This is a genomic window from Streptococcus huangxiaojuni (assembly GCF_040930515.1).
GTDB classification, from domain to species: domain Bacteria; phylum Bacillota; class Bacilli; order Lactobacillales; family Streptococcaceae; genus Streptococcus; species Streptococcus huangxiaojuni.
Genome location: NZ_JBFQEG010000002.1, coordinates 1 through 18,687, shown reverse-complemented (window position 1 = coordinate 18,687; position 18,687 = coordinate 1). Strand labels below are relative to the sequence as shown.

Here is an 18,687-nt window from a genome sequence, read left to right as displayed (position 1 = left end):
TACAAAGGCCGTTAAAAACGCAAAAGGAAAATAGGAGACTGACCGATGAATCATAAAGATTCGAGGTCAGACTATCTTTTTCCCGCAGCGTTTAGGCCGTGTTCAATTACCAAGATACAAAGGCCGTTAAAAACGCAAAAGGAAAATGGCGGTAAGCCAGAAATCTTTGATTTCGTAGGCGCACCCCTGCCAAGACGACTAGAAGGCTTTTCTAATCAAGTGCTATTACAAAGCATGGTGTTACCATCTTTTTTACGAGGATTTTTGTTGGAAAAACAGCCTTATGTCCCAAAATAATACCCCCAGTATAGCACTTTACAGCAGAATAGCAAACGCTTGCGAATTAGTGCTTAATTTGCCATAAAAAGCTTTAAAACAAGGTTTTTAAAACTATAAAAAGAAAAAGCTTCTCAAATAACTGAGAAACTTTAATCCCTTTATTATCGCCTTAGCATGGGAAAGTCAGGTGAACTGTATCATATTTTTTACAATTTACCAACAAATCAGTTGCATACAGGCTGAATCAGCCATGCCATCTGAACAAACTATCAGCTGATGCTGTTTCCTTTAGTGATTTCCTAGTTAAAGAATCTGCTCTAGACGTGTTTCCTGAGCTCTCAATCCTTGACGCTCATAAAAACGCAAAGCCCCTTGATTATCGTTCCAAACATTGAGAGTTAGATTATAACAGCCAATTTTTCGGGCATATTTCAAAGCAAACTGATAGAGCTCAGAGCCGATTTTCTGCCCCCGCGCTTCTTCATCGACACAAAGATCATCAATAAAAAGAGTTTTATGAGGGACTGCCGGAGCCTTAGCTTCCTGTATTATTGTGAACAAGTGCCCCAAAATTCGGCCATGCTCATCCTCGTAAACAAAAACCGGACGCTGTTTGTCAAGCACTAAATCTTTTAATTCTTCCCCGCTGTACTTCCCGCCCTCTGAAACAAATAAATCAGGCCTGGCCTGATGGTGGACAGTCAAAATTTGCTGCAAAAGCTTTTCAAGAGCAGGAATATCCTTCAATTGAGCACGTCTTATCGTCATTAGCCCCTCCTTAAACAAGATACAAAACCCATCAGAAAAAAGAGATAATTTGTCTTTCTTTAGCTGGCTTTTTTCTTTCCTTATTGTAGCATAAAAATAGATGAAGCGGTATCTTCTGATGCTTTTCTAATGGGCTGAGACTGTCAATCTGAAATTTTCCAGCTTACTTTCTATAATCCGTTTTTTTCTTTAAATTATGTTTTTTCTATTGACATTAAACGAGAATAGGTATAAAATTTATATATAGAATAATTATATATAAAAATATTATACATAAAGTGAGTGTATGTTATGTATTTTCCTATTTCATCTATCTTAATTGAGTATTTAGTACTTTCTATTATTGAAAAGCAGGATTCTTATGGCTACGAAATCAGCCAAACCATTAAAATTGCCGCTAATATTAAAGAATCCACTCTTTATCCCATTTTGAAGAAATTGGAAAAGGCCGGCTTTCTGACGACTTATTCACAGAAATATCAGGGCCGCAACCGAAAATATTATGCGATAACAGAAGAGGGAAAGGCACAAACTGCCTACCTCAAGCAAGAATGGCAGGATTATAAAGCTGTACTGGACGGTATTATTGAAGGGAGGATTAGGAAATGACACGCAAAGAGTATTTAGAGCAGCTGGAAAAACATCTAAAAAGGCTTCCGCATCAGGATTTTACAGAGGCTATGGATTATTTTTCAGAGTATTTTGATGAAGCCGGACCTGAAAATGAAGCGCAGGTCATTGAGGAATTGGGGAGTCCTAAAGAAGCAGCCAATGAAATTCTTTACCGGCTCTTAGATGAAAAAATGGATCAAAATCCCAAGAGCGCCAAAAGCCATGCTAATCTGCTCTGGATAGCCCTGTTAGCTCTTCTGGCTTCGCCTGTAGCATTTCCGCTGTTTATTGTTGCTGTCAGTCTTTTGTTTACTGCAGTTATCGTTTTTTTCAGCCTGCTTCTTGCAGCAGTCTGTGTTGCCCTTTCCTTTTTGGTTGTCGGTGCAGATCTTATTATCGAGGCATTCATGACAATCTCGTCTGATTTTGCTGCCGCACTGGTAGAATTTGGAATGGGAGGGCTTTTTCTGGGCCTGCCGCTTTTGCTGATTCTGCTTATACTGCAAATCGGCAAATGGTGCAGTCAGCTTACTGTTACAGTGGTAGGCGGAACTGTTTCTGCTATTAGAAAGAGGGGAAAACAATGAAAAGATGGAAAAAAATAGTTCTTATTGTGGGACTCTGTCTCTCATTTTCAGGAGCAATCTTATTGCAAATCGGTTATAAAGTCGGTGGCTTTCAGTCAATTGTAGATAAGAACAAAGGAGACTTTACCCTGCAGGAAGAAAAACTAACTTCTTTCAACAATCTGGAGGCTGATTTAGACAGGCTGGATATCGGCATCAAAGAAACTGATGCTAAACAGGCCTATCTAAGCTATTACAATGTTAAAAATCAATCCCCTCTTGAACTGACTAACCGAAAAGGAAAACTCCGTCTGACCGAAAATACAAAAGTGACTTCAGTTTATAAGAACAGGATTCATCTGTTATCAGTCAGTGATCTTATCCTTTGGTTCCAGCAAAGATTTGAAGATCAGCCAAATCCTTATCAGGTTATCCTCTATCTGCCTAAGGGAAGTGAACTGACCAGCTGTTCTCTGTCGGTCAACAGCGGAGACCTCAAGCTGGCTAACTTATCAGTAGATAACTGCAGTTTGGAAGCTAAAAATGGGGACCTTTCTATTTCGGGCAATTCCTTTAAAAAAAGCGAGGTCCTGATTAGCAATGGTGATTTTAAAGCAGCTGACAGTCAATTTCAAAATGGAACTTTCATTATTTCTAATGGCGACTGCAAGCTGAGCTCCGTTACTATGAAAAACTGTTCACTTGAAAGTGGGAACGGAGATGTTAAGATAAATGAAACTATCGTAACAGACAGCAAACTGCGTTTAAACGATGGAGACTTAAAGGCAGAAAAAGTCAGCTTTAAAGGCATAAATGATATCAGCAACCAAAACGGTGACAGTAAATTTGAACTCGCTTCTTACAATGTCTTTGTAACAGCTCAGTCGCAAAATGGAGACTGTTCAGTCAGCAGCCAGGCAACAGCTGATTACAAAAGTGACAACCGTCTGTCCCTGTTTAGTGTTAACGGTGACTTAAAAGTAAGGTAGGTAAGACATGGCAGCAAAGAGACAAGCCTTTTTCAGCAGGCATATTATTTTCAGCACATTTTTAATTATCTTCGTCATGCTGGCAGCAGGTCTGTTAGCTGGATTTATCTATTTACTGCCCCCAATAAAGGAAAATGAAAACTTGTCCTCTGTCCTCTTTGCCTTGTTCTACTTAAATTTTGCTCTAATCTTTGCCAAACTTCTGGCTGAACACTACTGCCGACTAAGCCTTAAAGACTGCCGCATCCGCTTATCTCGTCCAAAAATCAGCTGGCAAATCGTCGGAATCCTCCTGCCATTAACAGTTTTGGTCGGCCTCCTGCTCATTGGAGGAAAACTGTCTCTCAGCCATCAGCCTTGGGGCAGAATTATTATTGGCACCCTAGCTGCACCGGCAGTAGAAGAAATCTTTTTCCGTGGGCTCTTACTGACTGTTTTTGAAATTAAATATTCCAAATTCACAGCTGTTCTAGTCCCCGCAATAATTTTTGCCCTCCTTCATCTGCTAAATGGTCCTTTAGATTTTTTGACAGTCTGTCAGCTTCTCCTTGCTGGCCTTTCCTTCAGTGCACTTCTTTCTTACAGTGTGTACGAGACCAATTCAGTTACTGACAGTATCCTGATTCATGCCCTTTGGAATTTCTTCACCCTTCTTTTCACTTTCAATGATACTTCCTTCTGGTTTGGCGGTCAATACGGCATTGACATTTCTCCAATTGCTGTCCTTGCTTATCTGTCAGCCCTTTTGATAATTTATCTGCTTAGAACGTCAAACAAAAGAAAGCTTAAATTCAGCCGTTCTAATACTTGAAAGGCTTCTATCAATTTTCAGGAGGCTTTATTATGACACAGACATCATTTCAAGACAGGCTGCTGACACCTCTCACCAGAGCTTGTCTAGTGACACTCACAGCCTTGCTGCCTATTTGTGTAATCGCTATTCCTCTTTTTCTTTTCCAAAGTAATCTCCCCCAAATTTTTTATGAATTTTATGAAATCTCAGTTTGCTTAGCCTATATAGCTTATACCTGGTTTTTTACACGAATAATTGACCGACGCCCTTGGTCAGTTTTGGAATTGAAGCTTGATAAAAATGCCTTAAAGGGGTTTTTGGCCGCTTTATTATTAACAATTGTGATTGTCCTTTTAGGAAGCTGGCTGTCTATTATCTTCTTCCACGACCGTTTTTCTGGTACAGTCCACTTTGGCTTGCCTGAACTCTGGCGTAGCTTTGCACTTTCCTTTTTACTGCAGGGCTTTCCGGAAGAAATGGTTTGGCGTGGTTATCTAGTTCAGACTTTGCAAAAAAAGCCAATGCCAACCTTATTCATATCAAGTGCCCTCTTTGCCTTAGACCATATTGTTCATATTATTCCCTTCTTTGGCGGCAATCCCTACGACAGTGAAGGCTATCTCACTATTTTTTATGCTTTCTGCCTTGGTATTTTATCCTGCTTAATGAAATATCTTTTTCGGACCACCTGGGCTGCCGTTGCCGTTCACAGCGGCATGCATATGACTTTACAAGTCCTGACAGCAGTGATCCCCGGCTTTTATGAAACAAAAACCATGATGCTCCTTACTCCTTGTTTAATGCTAGTGGTATCTGCCTTTATAATCTATTACCAGCGTCAAAGATTAGTATCATGGGAAAAACTCCAGCCACAAACAACTATCGCTTGATAACTGATCCTAAGAAACGACCAAAAATAATGGACAGAGCCTTTGTATCTTTGTTGACTGAACGCACGCCCTAAAATCCTAGCGAAAAGGATGAATAGACTATGTAATTTGAAAGCCGTAGATGTCTGAAGGCTTTGCAAGGATGCGTCTGCGAAAGCAAAGATTTCGGACTTACCGCCATTTTCCTTTTGCGTTTTTAACGGGCTTTGTATCTTAAGGAGGTATGTTATGTCTGTTGCTACAAATAAAAAAAGATTGTTCTCGCCTCTTATTCGGAGTTTTGGGGTAACTGTTTTATATTTGGTTCCAACTTTTCTGATTCTGCTTCCCTACCAGAGCCAGAAATTGTTCCCTCAATTTAGTAAAGCTGTTCCTTTTACCCTGCTTTGCCTAATCTATTTGGCTTATACCTGGTTCTTCACTCGGATTATTGACCGCCGCCCTTGGTCTGTCTTAGAATTAAAGCTTGATAAACACGCTCTGCAGGGATTTATGCTATCACTCCTGCTGACAGCTTTTCTGGTTATTCTCGGCGCAGGGGTGTCTGTTCTGATTTTTCACGATTACTTCTCCGGTAACAGTTTTAGTCTTCCTAATCTCTGGCAGAGTTTTGCTCTTTCTTTTCTGTTGCAGGGCTTTCCGGAAGAAATCGTCTTCCGTGGTTATATGATTCAGACCTTGGAGCGGAAGCCGCTGCCTGCCTTATGGATATCAAGCAGCCTTTTTGCCTTAATGCACATCGTCCACATCTTTCCCTCTTTGGGCGGAAGCATCGCCGGTCTGTTCAATGTCTTTTATGCTTTTTGTTTTGGCCTGTTGGCTTGTCTGCTCAAATACCTTTTTCGGACCACTTGGGCTGCTGTGGCTGTTCACGGCGGCATGCATATGACCAGAGAAATTCTCTCTATGCTGGGACTGACTCCCAGCATGCCCCTCCTCATTAACGGACTGCTTATGCTGTTAACAGCTGCTTGGCTGCTTTATCACTATCGAGACAGGCTAAAATCTTGGGAAAGTATTCAGTCAGCTTCATTTTTTAGATAAAAGAAAAAGAGGCTTCATCCTGCCTCTTTTTTGTGCTTATTGTCTGTACAAAATGTTATCTGCGTAATCCTCTCCTCCGACAAGATCGCTAGTAATATAAAGACGGTCTTTATCATGGTCAGAGGTATCCGTATAGCCTTCGGCAAAATAATCTTCCGGCAGTTCAGATCCAGCCTTGATAAAGTAAAGATCATATACCAGACTGCCGTCTGCTGATGTCAGAGTCGCCAAATAGGTATTATCGTCCAACTGCTGGTAAGGGGTGATGGTGAAATCAACCGTTCCCTGAATGTCACTGCTTTCCAGCCCTTCAGCATTAAAAGTTAAACTGTTGCCATTACTGCTGAGCCAAACACCCGCAGCACTGTTATAATCTTCGTTAGCCAGAGCAGCTATATCTAAAGCTTGATCTGTCTGAGATGTTTCTGTATTCTCACTTGTATCTGATGAACTCATCAGGGTCTGTGCTGTTGAACTGGATGTTGTCGTACTGCTTTCTCTATTATTAATATAGGCCGAAACAGCAAAAATAATCAGTCCTAAAGCCAGTAAAACCACACCTAAAATGAGGAAAATCCTCAAGGTGTTGCTATTATCTGCTTTTTTACGATGACGTGCCATAATGTCAATTCTCCTAAATTCTTATTTCTTTCTATTGTACACAATTATCGACAATAAGAACAGTCTTTTAGCATAAAAGAAAAGAAATCTTAAAGAAATTTAAAAATTTCACGATTCAAACAGGTCAGATATAACAGATTACAAACGGCTGTCCTGCTTTTATAATCCTTAAAAGCAAACAGCCTCGATGGCTTTTGAAACCTCATTCCTTTATCAGCACCTGCTTAAGCGCAGAGGAAGTCTTTTTATGACAAAACGAATATTTTTATTTCATTTCTTTAGCTTTCTACTCAGCTTCTTTAATGAAATTTGCGATATTTTCAGCTGCTTCTTTCTGTGCTGAATTCGAAAATCCATGCCCTTCTCCTTTTAATTTTGTTAAGACAGCATGGGGAAACACTTCACTTGCCCTTTCTGCATAAGAAATAGGGACCAGACTATCGTCAGTTCCGTGAAAGATGCGAACGTCTCCGTCATACTGACTGATTTTATCATAGATATCATAGTCCCAAATATCAGTAAAATAACGGCTTCCAACTGTCAAGCCCATTAGGTTGTAAGTTTCAGGAATGGCTTCGGCAGACTCAAAACGGTTATGAGCATCATCAAAAAGGGAAAAGGCTGGGTAGAGCAGAATTAAGCCCTTAACCGCTTCCGGATTTTCTGCTGCCGCAATACTGGAAACGACACCTCCTTGGCTGCCACCTAAAAGGTAAAGATTATCTTTATCGAAGAACTCTTGATTTTCAAGAGCCACAAGAGCGTCTTTAAGATTCTGAACCTCTGTCAAAACGGACATATCGGTCATCTCACCCTCACTTTTGCCAGAATCATAGCCTGATCCGCCGGCAAAATCAAAAGCATAGACTGCAATACCGCTCGCTGCTAAATTCTCTTGCATGGTCAGCTCTTGTTCATAATTGCCTCCAAACCCATGACAAACGATGATAGTCGGTACAGGCATATCTGTTTGAGGAATGAGTGCACGTCCATAGATGGTATTATCATTGCTTACAAAAGAAATTGTTTTGTTGGTAAATTGATAGCCTTCTCTTGCCGTTTCATCGGTTTGATTTGTTGCATCTTTAGGAGACTGATTATTATTGATTATCCAAAAAACAGCCAGCAAAAAAACAGTCCCTGCAATCAAGGCAGTAATGAAAATAGTCTTTCTTGTCATTTTTCGGGCCTTTCTATCAAAGTACTCTTACTATCATTCAGATTTTGTTGTCCGCCTCCGCACAGCTGATTAAGGGCGCTATTTACCAATCAGCCACTGCGCCAAACGCATAGGTTTAAAAAGTGAAACGAGGCAGGACTTTGTTCCCCTGCCTCTTTAAACACTAGATATTCTTCTTGATAAAAGCTTCAATTTCAGTAAATGGGATTTTATCTTTTTGATCATAGAGATCGCAGTGGTTGGCCCCTGAAACTGTAATCATCTGTTTATTTTCACCTTTTAACTTAGCAAAGGCGTCCTTTCCCATATAATAAGAATGAGCAGCATCGCCGTGAACCAGCAGCACCGCATTGCGGATTTCATCCGTATAATAAAGGAAGCGTGTATTAGCAAAGCTAGTATTGGACTGCACTGCCCAACCGTCATTGGAGTTCACACTGCGGCTGTGATAGCCGCGCGGCTGCTTGTAATAAGCATAATAATCTTTGATAAACTGCGGCGCATCTTCCGGTAAAGGATCAACAACTCCGCCGGCCAGTTTGTAAGTACCAGTTTTATAGTCTTCAGTTCGCTGATTGCTGAGCGCTAACCGTTGCTCATAGCGAGCTGCTTCATTGTCAGCTGCATCATTATAACCATTGCCGGCAACACGGGACATATCATACATTGTCGAAACAACGGTTACCTTGATACGCGAATCGATAGCCGCTGCATTTAAGGCAATGCCGCCCCAGCCACAGACTCCGATAATCCCAATTTTTTCGGAATCTGCCTCATCCAATGTTGACAGGAAATCAACAGCAGCCTGAAAATCTTCAGTGTTAATATCCGGAGACTGCATATATCGCGGAAAACCGCCTGATTCTCCAGTATAAGAAGGATCAAAAGCAATCGTGAGGTAGCCGCGTTCTGCCATTTCCTGAGCATACAGACCGGACGACTGTTCTTTTACAGCACCAAAAGGTCCTGCGACTGCTAAAGCCGGTAATTTCCCCTGAACATTCTTGGGCTTATACATGTCAGCAGCCAAGGTAATGCCGAAGTGATTATGGAAGGTCACCTTTTGGTGGTCGACTTTATCGCTTTTTGGAAAAACTTTATCCCATTCTTGAGTTAACTGTAAATGCTCTTCTGTCATGATGGATTCTCTCTTTCTTTTATTTATTTTTATTATAGACCATCCTAGAGATATAGGCAAATACTTATTTTATATAGGCATTATGCTTAAAAAGCATTTCCTTGCACCTCTTAAAAATAGGCCATTTCTCCTTCTGACTCTAATCCAGCAATTGCGACCTATCAGCTTTTATCAAGCTGACCTGATTTTTCTTTTACAAGTTTTTTTTATTTTGATATGATGTGTGTGAAAGAAGTTCAGCTCCTCTTTCTTTTTGCCTCAAGAGGAATTCTGACCTTTGCAGCATTAAATTTAAAATCTTTTTCAACTTTTCATTGGTCAAGTGACAAAGGATGCACTATGAATTTTGAACAACTTCTCTACGCCGAGATACTTTCTCATTACCAGTCTCTGCAAAAAGCCGCTGAAGTCCTTCATATTAGTAAATCCGGTCTGAGTCTGGCTATTTCTCAGTTAGAAGATGAGCTTGCTATCAAACTCTTTGAACGAACGTCTTTGGGGACATCTCTGACACCAGAAGGTCAAAAATTACTGTCCTCTGTTTCAGACATCCTGCGTGCCAAAAATGCTCTTGAAAATCAGGCGCATTTTATGGCCAGCCCAGACCATTTTCAAAAAATAACAATCCATTATATGAATGTGATGCTGCGCCCTTTTTGGGAAGGGTTTTTACAGCATTATGAAAAAGACTATCAGTATACGACTTTCGATATCAGCTGCCATGAACTGCCTTCTATCATTAGACGGCTACATCATCATGAAATCGATGCCGGCTTCATTGCAACTAATCACATGAATCAAAATGAGCTGCAGGGACTGGAATTTCGCCCGGTTTGCCATACTAAGCTGGTCATGCTTTGTTCTCCAAAAAATCCTCTTTTGGATAAGCAGGAACCCATTACTATTGAAGATATCAAAAAGCAACGATTCAGTCTTTTCAATGACAGTCTGCATGATACACTGTACGAAAATTTGCAGAACATCTGCGGCCCGCTCCCTTTGGTTCTTCGGACAGATGACGCCTGGGCTATGAGCCAAGCCATTCTACAGTTAAATACCGTCTGCTTTGGGCGAATCGCCCAAGAACAGCTGTCAACTAATGAAAATATTAAGGAGCTTGGTCATATTGATATTGGCCACCTTATTGATGATCAGTTTACACTCGGCTGGTTAATCAATCCCAACAAAAAGCTTTCATCACAGACTGAACAGCTGATGGATACCATTACAGATATCATAAAAAGAGAGGCCGAATAGCCTCTCTTTTTATGATATTTTAAAATTTCAGCTGTCTCAGCCTGCCAGTGAGAGCTGATTGGACTCGACCGGCTGATAATCAGCTGCTTTACTGTGTGCCATCGTGTGTCACAACATCGTCAAGCTTTTCATCGACTAATGTTTGGAGATAGTCCATACCTGGCATAGCAAAGTATTCTGCATTAGCTAAGAGGGCCATCAAGCCCGGTGTAAGCTTGGCTGCTGCTACGGATTCTTCATTGAAGGACAGGCTGATTTGATCTTCAAGTCCTTTTTCTAACTTGTGAGCGATCTGCGGATCAATCAAAGTTGGACGTCCGAGGCTGACAATATCAACATAGTTCAGAGCATCCTGCATTTTTTCGACCGTATGAATGCCGCCTGCAATCATCAGTAAGGCTGGAGCCTGCACTTCATCACCCAATAACTGAGCAAAGTTCTTATCAGAGTCAGACGGTGTTTTCGTGTAATCATTAGTTGAGAGGTGAATGTAGTCAAACTCAAATTGTTCTGTCAAAGCTCTTACCAGCTCTTTAGACTCGTGCCAAGTATAACCGATATTTTCACCATGAATTTCTTCGGGGCTGATACGGTAACCGACGATAAAGTCTTTTGGAGCAAACTCATTAACAACTTTAAAGATCTCACGCGCCACTTCGAGTGCAAAATTCATCCGCTTTTCTAAGCTGCCGCCCCAGAAATCGGTGCGTTTATTTGAGAAAGCAGAGAAGAATTCTTGGTGAAGATAGTGATTGGCACCGTGAATTTCAACACCATCAAAACCGCAGTCGATCGCCCGTTTAGCAGCAGCTCCGAAGTCTTTGACAATCCCCCATACCTCATCCTCAGTCAGTTCATAAAGAGGATAATCAATCCAAGGGAAATCAAGCTTAGATGGGACTTCGACCCGCCCTCCGAGTTCATGGCGATAAGCCGCTTCACGACCCGAGTGAACCAACTGAAGCAAGGCTTTATTGCCGTCTTTTTTCAAGACTTCTGCTACTTTTGCCAAGCCCGGCTTAAAATCATCATTGTAAACAGCCAATTGTTCCCGATTAGGCGCCCAAGAGCGCGATGGACCGCCATTGGGACTGACACTGGTATACTCAACAATGACCATACCAGCAGATTGAGAGCGTGCTGCATAGTAATCAATCGTATCCTGAGTCACTTTTTCGTCTAAACCGCTGTTGGTCAGCATAGGCGACTGCGCGGTGCGCGTTTTAATCTCCGCACCATGTCGGAAAGTGACACTGTCTGTTAATTGCTTCATGTGGAAACGCCTCCATATATTTGATATATTAAGTGTATCATTTCACAATCTTCTTGGGAATTTCGAAAAAGTTGATAGACTGTTCAGGTTAGCTTAACAGGCCATCAGTTTTCTCTTATAAGTCACTATTATCTCTCAGTTATAAGTCACTATTATCTCTCAGAATATTGACTTCTTTATTTTTGTAACAGTTCACAATGTAGTTTGCAGTCGTTTAAAAACTTTCTAATAACTTTTGGCTCTTCTTTAAAATATAGATTAATATCTGAACGTCTGGTCGAACTTTGACATTCTAAGCGTGTCCCAGGGTGCTCATTATGAATAATCAGTTTTTCATACTCTGCCAGCTTCCCATTACGGACACCAAATTTTATCACACGATCTCTGCTCAGTCCTTCTTTTTGCCAAGCCTGTAGAATTAAAAGGAAACCAATCAACAAATTCATACCCAAATTTGGGGCTCTTGGAGCTAGTATCAAAACAAAAAATACCCCTGCTAGCAGTAATAGACTGCTTTTAAAAATTGAGCGTTTACTCTTTATAAAAATTTTTTTCATTTGTGTCTGATAATAAATTGTATAACCCAATAAGAGCAAAACTATAAATAAGAACTCCATCTCACTTCCTCCTTAGCACCATCAGTTTACCATTCAGCTATAGTGCCATCATCATTTCTCCAAGATGGATTCGTCCAAACTAAACCTTCTTGAGCAATTTCTTTTACGTAACTTTCATTAATTTCAATGCCTAAGCCCGGTTTATCTGGGATTGACACAAAGCCATCCTTATATTGAAACAAGTCTTTATTGTCTACAAAATCCAGCAAGTCAAAACCCTTATTATAATGAATTCCCAAACTCTGTTCCTGAATAAAAACATTAGGTGTGGAGCTGTCAATCTGTAATGTTGCGGCCAGTGCGACAGGGCCATATGGAGCATGAGGAGCAACCGCCATATCATAAGCTTCAGCCATAGCAGCGATTTTACGAGTTTCCAATATTCCTCCTGCTAAAGCTACATCCGGCTGAATAATGTCAATAGCTCCTGTCTTAAAAATTTCTTTAAATTGCCACCTTGTGTATAGACGTTCGCCTGTTGCCAAAGGAATTGACACCTGACTGGCTATTTCTTTGAAATATTCTTCATTCTCAGGAAGAACAACCTCTTCTAAAAACATAGGGCGGTATGGCTCCAAAGCTTTGGCTAAAACTTTTGCCATCGGTTTATGGACTCGACCGTGAAAATCAATTCCGACAGATAGTTTACTACCAAAATAATCATGAATGGAAGCCAAGCGCTCAACCACAGCATCTATTTTTGTAAAAGAATCAATATAATGCAATTCTTCTGTTGCATTCATTTTAACCGCTGTAAAGCCCCGTTCGACTCTGTCCTTTGCTTGGGCCAAAACATCATCTGGTCGGTCTCCTCCGATCCATGAGTAAACTTTAATTTTATCTCTGGCTGCTCCTCCAAGCAATTCATAAACTGGTACCTCTAAAGCCTTCCCTTTAATATCCCAAAGTGCCATCTCTATGCCTGATACAATTGTCGCATTAATGGGACCACCGCGAAAAAAAGAACGGTGTAGCTCTTGAAAAAGCCGTTCAATCTCAAAAGGGTTTCTTCCTATTATACGTGTTCCCATTTCATAAGCTCCAGCAACAACTGTCTCAGTCTTTGTCCCTGAAATCATCTCACCCCATCCTTCAATACCGTCATCTGTCGTCAATTTGATGAAAATCCAGCGAGGTTTTATTTTGTACACTTTTATATTTGTTATTTTCATACCAATCACGCTTTCTAAAGCCAGCTTATCTTTCATTAAATTGTTTTTTGATTTCGAGAAACAGCTTTCTCAATAAAGAACCAATAAACACCAAAGCCAAACACTAAGAGCGGAATTCCTATTAACGGTTTGGCAGTAAATGCCAAAAAGACTAAATAACTTTGCACCATAGCCGTTGCAGCAAAAGAAGAAATTAAAATAGCGCTTGTTCCCAGCTCAATGCCTACTGATTGAGCGATACTTGTCAAAACTGGAGCTGTAGCAGAGCCACACCATAGTAATGATGCAGTGACAACTAAGCCAATAATAATATTTTTTAAAAGATTACCCCGGGTCAAAGCTACAACCATAGCAACTCGAAAAGGAACAACTGCTAAATCAGCAAAGGGCAATACTCGGTTGCCAGGAAGAACCAAGGCCATGGCTATTGTTAGTGGAATAATTATCAAGGCTGTTGTGATAACATCTTGATTTCCAACAACAACAGCTGCATCTAAGCCGATAAAAACTTTCCGTCCTTTGAGGCGTTTTTGCGACCATTTCTGCGCAGCATCCGATATCGGCATTAGGCCTTCCATAAATAAGGCGGTCATTTTAGGAATTAGCACAAGTACTGCTGACATACTGACACCTAACTGCAGTATAGCTGTCAGATCATAGCCAGCTAACAGTCCTATAGCCAAACCAATAATCCCTCCCATAATCATTTGGTCCCCAAAAAATCCCAAATATTTCTGGGCATCTTTAATTGAGAAAGTAGAATTTTTGATAAAAGGAATCTTATCCAATAACCAATTTATCGGCCAGGCAATGACTAATGATGACAGAGCAGAAACTGTTGGTAAAGATACTCCGGGGATACCAAAGAACTCTTCCACCATCCCTTGTGACCAATCCGAAAATTTAAAAGTAATAACAGCCATAGCTGCACTAGCTCCGGCACCTAGGAAAATGTTTTTTGTCACAAAATAAACCATGACACCGACAATTGCCATATGATGGTAATTCCAAATATCAACATCCATAGTATTCGTTACTTTTAAAATTAGCATAGCAACATTTATCAGTAAAATACTGAAAATCAGCACAGCAATAATAGGAGATGCCCAAGTCACCGCAGCTATTGACCCCCAGCCGACATCAAGAGCATCCAGCTGAACACCGGTTCTTTCTACCATAGCTTTTGCAGCAGGGCCTATATTGGAAGTCATATAATCCAAGATTAATTTAATTCCGGCAAAACCGATAGCTAAGGTTAGACCCGACTGAAATGCTTTTTGTAGTTTTAATCCAAATATTAAACCGATAATGGTAATGATGACTGGCAGCATTACAGTTGCGCCAGCGTTAATAAAGAAATTAAACACATCCATTATTATATTCATTTTTTTATCCTCTTAAGTATATATTCAGGACTTGACAGCCTTCAGTACATCCTCTAATACTTGATCCGCTCCGATACCTGTTAGTATCGGCATAGCTTTAATTTGTGCTACACCATGTGCATCGCCTTCAAACTGGCCTGTTGTGACCAGTAAGTCGTAGTCTGCTACCTTGGAAGGGACCTCCATCAATTTACATTGTGTGATAGTGGTCTGCTCCCCATGTTCTTCCAAAAAATCACGTATTTTTGCTGCTACAACTGTCGATGTTGCAATTCCATTGCCACAAGCTACTAAAATCTTTTTCATGTACTTAACTCCTTTACCAAGATACAAAGCCCGTTAAAAAGCGCATGGAAAAATACCAAAAAAATCTCAATTTCTAGGAGTTTTTTATCTTTTCCTGCAACATTTAGGGCGCATTCAGTCAACAAGAGTAGGACAAAGTCCCAGAACCATAAGGTTCATGCCTTTTAATTTCTAGGCTCAGGATAAAATCACTCACTGAATGATTTCATCCCTTTAATATTTATATCGTATTCAGCCAAAACTTCTTTTTTAAAAACAGACAGTATTCTCTTTTTATTGCTGTTTAAAATAATATCTTTAAGCTGTTTGTTTTGAACCAAAGTGATTATTTTTTGAAGCATTTCAATTTGTCCATGAGGCTCTGAAATCGCTAACATGATAACGATATAAATATCCAGTTTTTGCTCTGGTGATTCCATATTATAAAATACGATTGGTTTTTTTAGTGTTGCCACCGCAATAGAAGTCTGCTTTACCAAGTTATAATCAGCATGGGGGATCGCCACCATAGGTGGCAAAGAAGGCAGTCCTGTGGGATATTCTTTCTCTCTTCTTAAAATAGCTTTTTTATAGTCTTTTTTGACAAAACCTTGTCCTTTTAATGCATCAGCTAAAAGGCTAATCGCCTCTTCCTGACTGTTTAATTCAACCTGTTCAAAAATTAATTCTTCACTAACTCTCACATTAAATGTCATATAGTCACTTCCTTCTTAAATCTATTTTAAGTAAACCTCCAGTAATTCTCGAATAGTAGCTTCACTGACTGTATCAATATTTAAATTTCTAAATATTCCTCCCCCCATTCCGATATACATAGCTCCCTTATTAAAAAAATCTTTGAAATTAACCGCATTGATGCCTCCAACAGCCATCAATGGCAGACTCCCCAAAGGTGATTGTACAGCTTCGAAAAACTGACTACCTACTGTTTCTGCTGGGAAAATTTTGACAATATCAGCTCCCATAGTAAACTGTTCATTAATCTCTGAAGGCGTCATCGCTCCTGGAATCGCAAGAATACCTTCTGCTTTACTATAATCCAGCATGGACTGTGTAAAACCGTGAGGCGACAATAAAAATTGGGCACCAGCTCCAACAGCAGCTTTGGCATCTTCTAAAGTTTTCACAGTACCGGCACCAATAAAAATCTTTTGACCGTATTTTGCTGACAAAAAGCGAAGCATAGGTAAAGAATCCTTTGTATTTAATGCTATTTCAACAGTAAAGTATTGTGCATATTCACGCAAAACATTTATAATTTTATCTGCCTGCTGCAAGTTATAGCCTCTTATGATAACTGTAAACCGCCTGTAATCTTCCAAACGCATTGTATCTCACTTCCTTTCGCAAATCATCTGGTACAGTGTTTGTTTATTTTGTATTGACAATATTTTTTCTATATTATGGTCATCCATGACATACTCGGCAAGTTCTTTAACAGCAAGCAAATGCTTAGTTGTATCAATAATAGCAATCGGAGCGATAATATGTATCTGCTGCCCTTTTGGGAAAACGACTACCTTTTTAAAAACAGTAAATCCTATAATTTCCTGATGCACAAGCTCCTTAGCGTCTATATGAGGGACAGCAGTAGATTTCCCAAAAAAACTATAACTTTGGTTATTTTGATAATCTGCAATAGCCATTTCTGTATAATCCCTCTCTAAACTATGATCAAACAGCATCGGCTTAAAGGCAAAACGTATCGCTTCTTTCCAAGCAAAATGCTCCTCAGTAATTTGCATCCAGTCCGGTTTCATATAATAAGAAAGCTTTGGTAAACAATCATCATTTTGAAGCAGGTTTTTATTCCCGAGACGTAAACCTAACTCTGTCTTCAAAGCGTCCAAATCGTCTATTTTAGCGTATTTTTCAATAGTTTTAACAATGGCATTAACCTTTTGATTGGTATTTAAAAGACCGATATCTTCTAAAACTCTGTAGCGAAGGTGAAGCTGCTCTTCATCAGTCATAATAGGATTTATGATATACTGGTAAATAGTTGTATTTAAAGGGCTGGTTGTAAAAACTAAATCATAATCCGATGAAAACTGTTCAAATTCTCTTATAGATAAGGCTGTTAGAAAATGTATTTCTGGAAATAACCTTTTAAGAAGCTCCAGCATCATTCTCGAAACAATTAAACCATTGGAACAAACCACCACTGCTTTTGCTTTCGGTGAAAGCTCTTTATCTAAGTCATGCAGCTGTGAACCAAAATAAAGAGTCAGTAGTTCCAGTTCATCATCAGGGAAAGACTTACCGATGTAATTTTCAATTGGCTTAATAAGCTCCAAAATCATAATTTTTAAAGTATTATAGCTTTGCCTGTTAACATTGCCATGACCATCCCTGACTGCAATATCATACATTATTCTGAAACAAGCCGGTCTCAAGTGATTGTATAGTCGCATTTCAAATTCTGAGCAATCAGACACTTCAATTAAAGTCATCCTTTGAAACTCGGCAACCATTTTGTGAATTAGTTGAAAGAGCTGGTCATTATTTACATCAAGATGTGATTTTTCAATAATATAAATATCAGATGCCATAAATTTCAAACTAATCCAGCCAATATCAGCTTCGTAAACTGTACCTTGCAACATAAGCAGCAAAGCTTTGTACTCCTTACTCTGTTTTATCTGCTCATTCTCGACTCCTTGTATATGAACCCCTTTTTTCCTAATACGATGGAAAACATACATCAATATGTTAGCTAAAAAATCAAATGATTCATCAGAATAGCTGATATGAAGTCTTTTCTCAATTTCTCTAATCAAATGAATGACTTCATCCTTACGTATAGTGAAATAGTCATCTATAGCTGAAAAGTCTCTTTTAAATTTGATAGTTCTTTCAACAACAGCTTCAATTAAATTACGTATATCACCTTCTGAACCAAGCAAATGGTAACCTTTTGACCTTGAATATTCAATACAAATGTTATAGTTTTCAATAGCTGCATTTGAGTTTTTAATATCATTGACCGCTGTATTTTTACTGACCATCAAAATATCCATTAAGTGATTTAAAGAAACTTCTTCATCACTCAGAGCTAAATAGAGACAAATTAAGTCAACCCGTTCATTTTCAAAATAAAAATTTTCTTTTTCTTTATCTGTTTTTGCATAATCTTGTATAACTTCCTGAGGAACAGTTATCAAACCAGTAGAATCTTTTTTAATAATAGGAAGGTTGGATTCAGCCAATTTCTCATTTAACTGTTTTAATGCATAATTGATCTGCCTTCTGGATAAACCAGTTATTTTTTCCAAGTCGGAAACTTTATAGTTAGGATTTTTAAAAAGCAAATTAATTATTTTACTGATACGGTCATTCATCTTCTGTCCCTCCTAACTAACTGTTTTTATTTCAATTCTATTATAAGAGGCCTTGTCCTTAAAATAAATCTTTTTCCATAACAACTTTTGTACACCTTTCTACAAAGAAATAACATTCTAATTAAACTTTCTTAAACAGATACTGAAAAAGAGGCAACACTATTAAAAAAATTTTGACTCTATCTGCTACCAAATCGAGTAGGGTCTAACTACTAGTAGCCCCTCTCACACCACCGTACGTGCCGTTCGGCATACGGCGGTTCCATTAACTTATCACATGTCGCTTCATGTAATAATCTAAGCAGCTAACCAGTCCTCGTTTTGCAAGGACTGGTTTTGATATAGCACGTTTAAGAACCGATTTGTGAGCAACCAATTGATAGTGGTCACCCCAGCCCGATACCTTATCGGCTAACCACCTAGGAACGCCTAATTTAAGCAATCCCCAACGTCGTT

At 39.4% G+C, this 18,687-nt stretch carries 20 protein-coding genes and 1 pseudogene; 8 read left to right on the top strand and 13 right to left on the bottom strand.

Annotation, left to right across the window (positions count from 1 at the left end; translation table 11 throughout):
• Window positions 1–45 precede the first annotated feature (45 nt).
• On the top strand, window positions 46–297 hold the full coding sequence (locus AB3329_RS01515; RefSeq protein ID WP_368393977.1) for a hypothetical protein: 252 nt from the start codon (window positions 46–48) through the stop codon (window positions 295–297).
• A gap of 285 nt (window positions 298–582) precedes the next feature.
• Here the strand turns inward: AB3329_RS01515 and AB3329_RS01510 are convergent, their stop codons facing one another.
• Window positions 583–1,047 (bottom strand): GNAT family N-acetyltransferase, encoded by a 465-nt coding sequence (locus AB3329_RS01510; protein WP_368393976.1) that lies wholly within the window; start codon window positions 1,045–1,047, stop codon window positions 583–585.
• Window positions 1,048–1,338: 291 nt separating this feature from the next.
• On the opposite strand from AB3329_RS01510, the gene AB3329_RS01505 reads away from it, so the two are divergent.
• The 6 genes from AB3329_RS01505 (at window position 1,339) to AB3329_RS01480 (ending at window position 5,941) form a co-directional block, all read left to right on the top strand.
• The gene (locus AB3329_RS01505; RefSeq protein ID WP_067062493.1) at window positions 1,339–1,656 is read left to right on the top strand and encodes a PadR family transcriptional regulator; all 318 of its coding nucleotides are present in this window, start codon (window positions 1,339–1,341) and stop codon (window positions 1,654–1,656) included.
• A complete protein-coding gene (locus AB3329_RS01500) occupies window positions 1,653–2,246 on the top strand; it encodes a DUF1700 domain-containing protein (RefSeq protein WP_368393975.1) in 594 nt (197 codons plus the stop codon). The genes AB3329_RS01505 and AB3329_RS01500 overlap by 4 nt, the downstream gene beginning before the upstream one ends.
• Window positions 2,243–3,214: a DUF4097 family beta strand repeat-containing protein gene (locus AB3329_RS01495; protein WP_368393974.1), complete on the top strand. Its 972-nt coding sequence runs from the start codon at window positions 2,243–2,245 to the stop codon at window positions 3,212–3,214. The genes AB3329_RS01500 and AB3329_RS01495 overlap by 4 nt, the downstream gene beginning before the upstream one ends.
• Before the next feature lie 7 nt (window positions 3,215–3,221).
• Window positions 3,222–4,025: a CPBP family intramembrane glutamic endopeptidase gene (locus AB3329_RS01490; protein WP_368393973.1), complete on the top strand. Its 804-nt coding sequence runs from the start codon at window positions 3,222–3,224 to the stop codon at window positions 4,023–4,025.
• 32 nt (window positions 4,026–4,057) lie between these two features.
• Window positions 4,058–4,897, top strand: a complete 840-nt coding sequence (locus AB3329_RS01485) for a CPBP family intramembrane glutamic endopeptidase (RefSeq protein WP_368393972.1) — start codon at window positions 4,058–4,060, stop codon at window positions 4,895–4,897.
• A 228-nt stretch (window positions 4,898–5,125) separates the two neighbouring features.
• Entirely contained in the window at window positions 5,126–5,941 is an 816-nt protein-coding gene (locus AB3329_RS01480) for a CPBP family intramembrane glutamic endopeptidase (protein WP_368393971.1), read from the top strand.
• A gap of 36 nt (window positions 5,942–5,977) precedes the next feature.
• Here the strand turns inward: AB3329_RS01480 and AB3329_RS01475 are convergent, their stop codons facing one another.
• From AB3329_RS01475 to AB3329_RS01465, 3 genes are all read right to left on the bottom strand, one after another.
• Window positions 5,978–6,562, bottom strand: coding sequence for a DUF6287 domain-containing protein (locus AB3329_RS01475; RefSeq protein ID WP_368393970.1), 585 nt, complete (start codon window positions 6,560–6,562; stop codon window positions 5,978–5,980).
• Between the two features lie 286 nt (window positions 6,563–6,848).
• Window positions 6,849–7,742 carry an alpha/beta hydrolase family protein gene (locus tag AB3329_RS01470; RefSeq protein ID WP_368393969.1) on the bottom strand — a complete coding sequence of 298 codons (894 nt, stop codon included), beginning with the start codon at window positions 7,740–7,742 and terminating at the stop codon, window positions 6,849–6,851.
• A 163-nt stretch (window positions 7,743–7,905) separates the two neighbouring features.
• Window positions 7,906–8,880, bottom strand: coding sequence for an alpha/beta hydrolase (locus tag AB3329_RS01465; protein ID WP_368393968.1), 975 nt, complete (start codon window positions 8,878–8,880; stop codon window positions 7,906–7,908).
• Window positions 8,881–9,219: 339 nt separating this feature from the next.
• Here AB3329_RS01465 and AB3329_RS01460 point away from each other — a divergent pair, with 339 nt between their 5' ends.
• Entirely contained in the window at window positions 9,220–10,137 is a 918-nt protein-coding gene (locus tag AB3329_RS01460) for a LysR family transcriptional regulator (protein ID WP_368393967.1), read from the top strand.
• 88 nt (window positions 10,138–10,225) lie between these two features.
• Here AB3329_RS01460 and AB3329_RS01455 read toward each other — a convergent pair whose 3' ends face one another.
• The 9 genes and pseudogenes from AB3329_RS01455 to AB3329_RS01415 all read right to left on the bottom strand — a co-directional run.
• Window positions 10,226–11,410, bottom strand: coding sequence for an oxidoreductase (locus tag AB3329_RS01455; RefSeq protein ID WP_368393965.1), 1,185 nt, complete (start codon window positions 11,408–11,410; stop codon window positions 10,226–10,228).
• A 176-nt stretch (window positions 11,411–11,586) separates the two neighbouring features.
• On the bottom strand, window positions 11,587–12,027 hold the full coding sequence (locus AB3329_RS01450; protein ID WP_368393964.1) for a hypothetical protein: 441 nt from the start codon (window positions 12,025–12,027) through the stop codon (window positions 11,587–11,589).
• Between the two features lie 26 nt (window positions 12,028–12,053).
• The gene (dgoD, locus tag AB3329_RS01445) at window positions 12,054–13,199 is read right to left on the bottom strand and encodes a galactonate dehydratase (protein WP_067065163.1); all 1,146 of its coding nucleotides are present in this window, start codon (window positions 13,197–13,199) and stop codon (window positions 12,054–12,056) included.
• Between the two features lie 35 nt (window positions 13,200–13,234).
• Window positions 13,235–14,584: a PTS galactitol transporter subunit IIC gene (locus AB3329_RS01440; RefSeq protein ID WP_368393962.1), complete on the bottom strand. Its 1,350-nt coding sequence runs from the start codon at window positions 14,582–14,584 to the stop codon at window positions 13,235–13,237.
• A gap of 24 nt (window positions 14,585–14,608) precedes the next feature.
• Window positions 14,609–14,890, bottom strand: coding sequence for a PTS sugar transporter subunit IIB (locus AB3329_RS01435; protein WP_368393960.1), 282 nt, complete (start codon window positions 14,888–14,890; stop codon window positions 14,609–14,611).
• A gap of 188 nt (window positions 14,891–15,078) precedes the next feature.
• On the bottom strand, window positions 15,079–15,585 hold the full coding sequence (locus tag AB3329_RS01430; RefSeq protein WP_368393959.1) for a PTS sugar transporter subunit IIA: 507 nt from the start codon (window positions 15,583–15,585) through the stop codon (window positions 15,079–15,081).
• A gap of 21 nt (window positions 15,586–15,606) precedes the next feature.
• Complete coding sequence (locus tag AB3329_RS01425; RefSeq protein WP_368393958.1) at window positions 15,607–16,218, bottom strand: bifunctional 4-hydroxy-2-oxoglutarate aldolase/2-dehydro-3-deoxy-phosphogluconate aldolase; 612 nt, start codon at window positions 16,216–16,218, stop codon at window positions 15,607–15,609.
• Window positions 16,219–16,224: 6 nt separating this feature from the next.
• Window positions 16,225–18,231 carry a PTS sugar transporter subunit IIA gene (locus tag AB3329_RS01420; protein WP_368393957.1) on the bottom strand — a complete coding sequence of 669 codons (2,007 nt, stop codon included), beginning with the start codon at window positions 18,229–18,231 and terminating at the stop codon, window positions 16,225–16,227.
• A gap of 265 nt (window positions 18,232–18,496) precedes the next feature.
• Window positions 18,497–18,687 (bottom strand): annotated as a pseudogene (locus AB3329_RS01415) (group II intron reverse transcriptase/maturase); the annotation flags it as partial.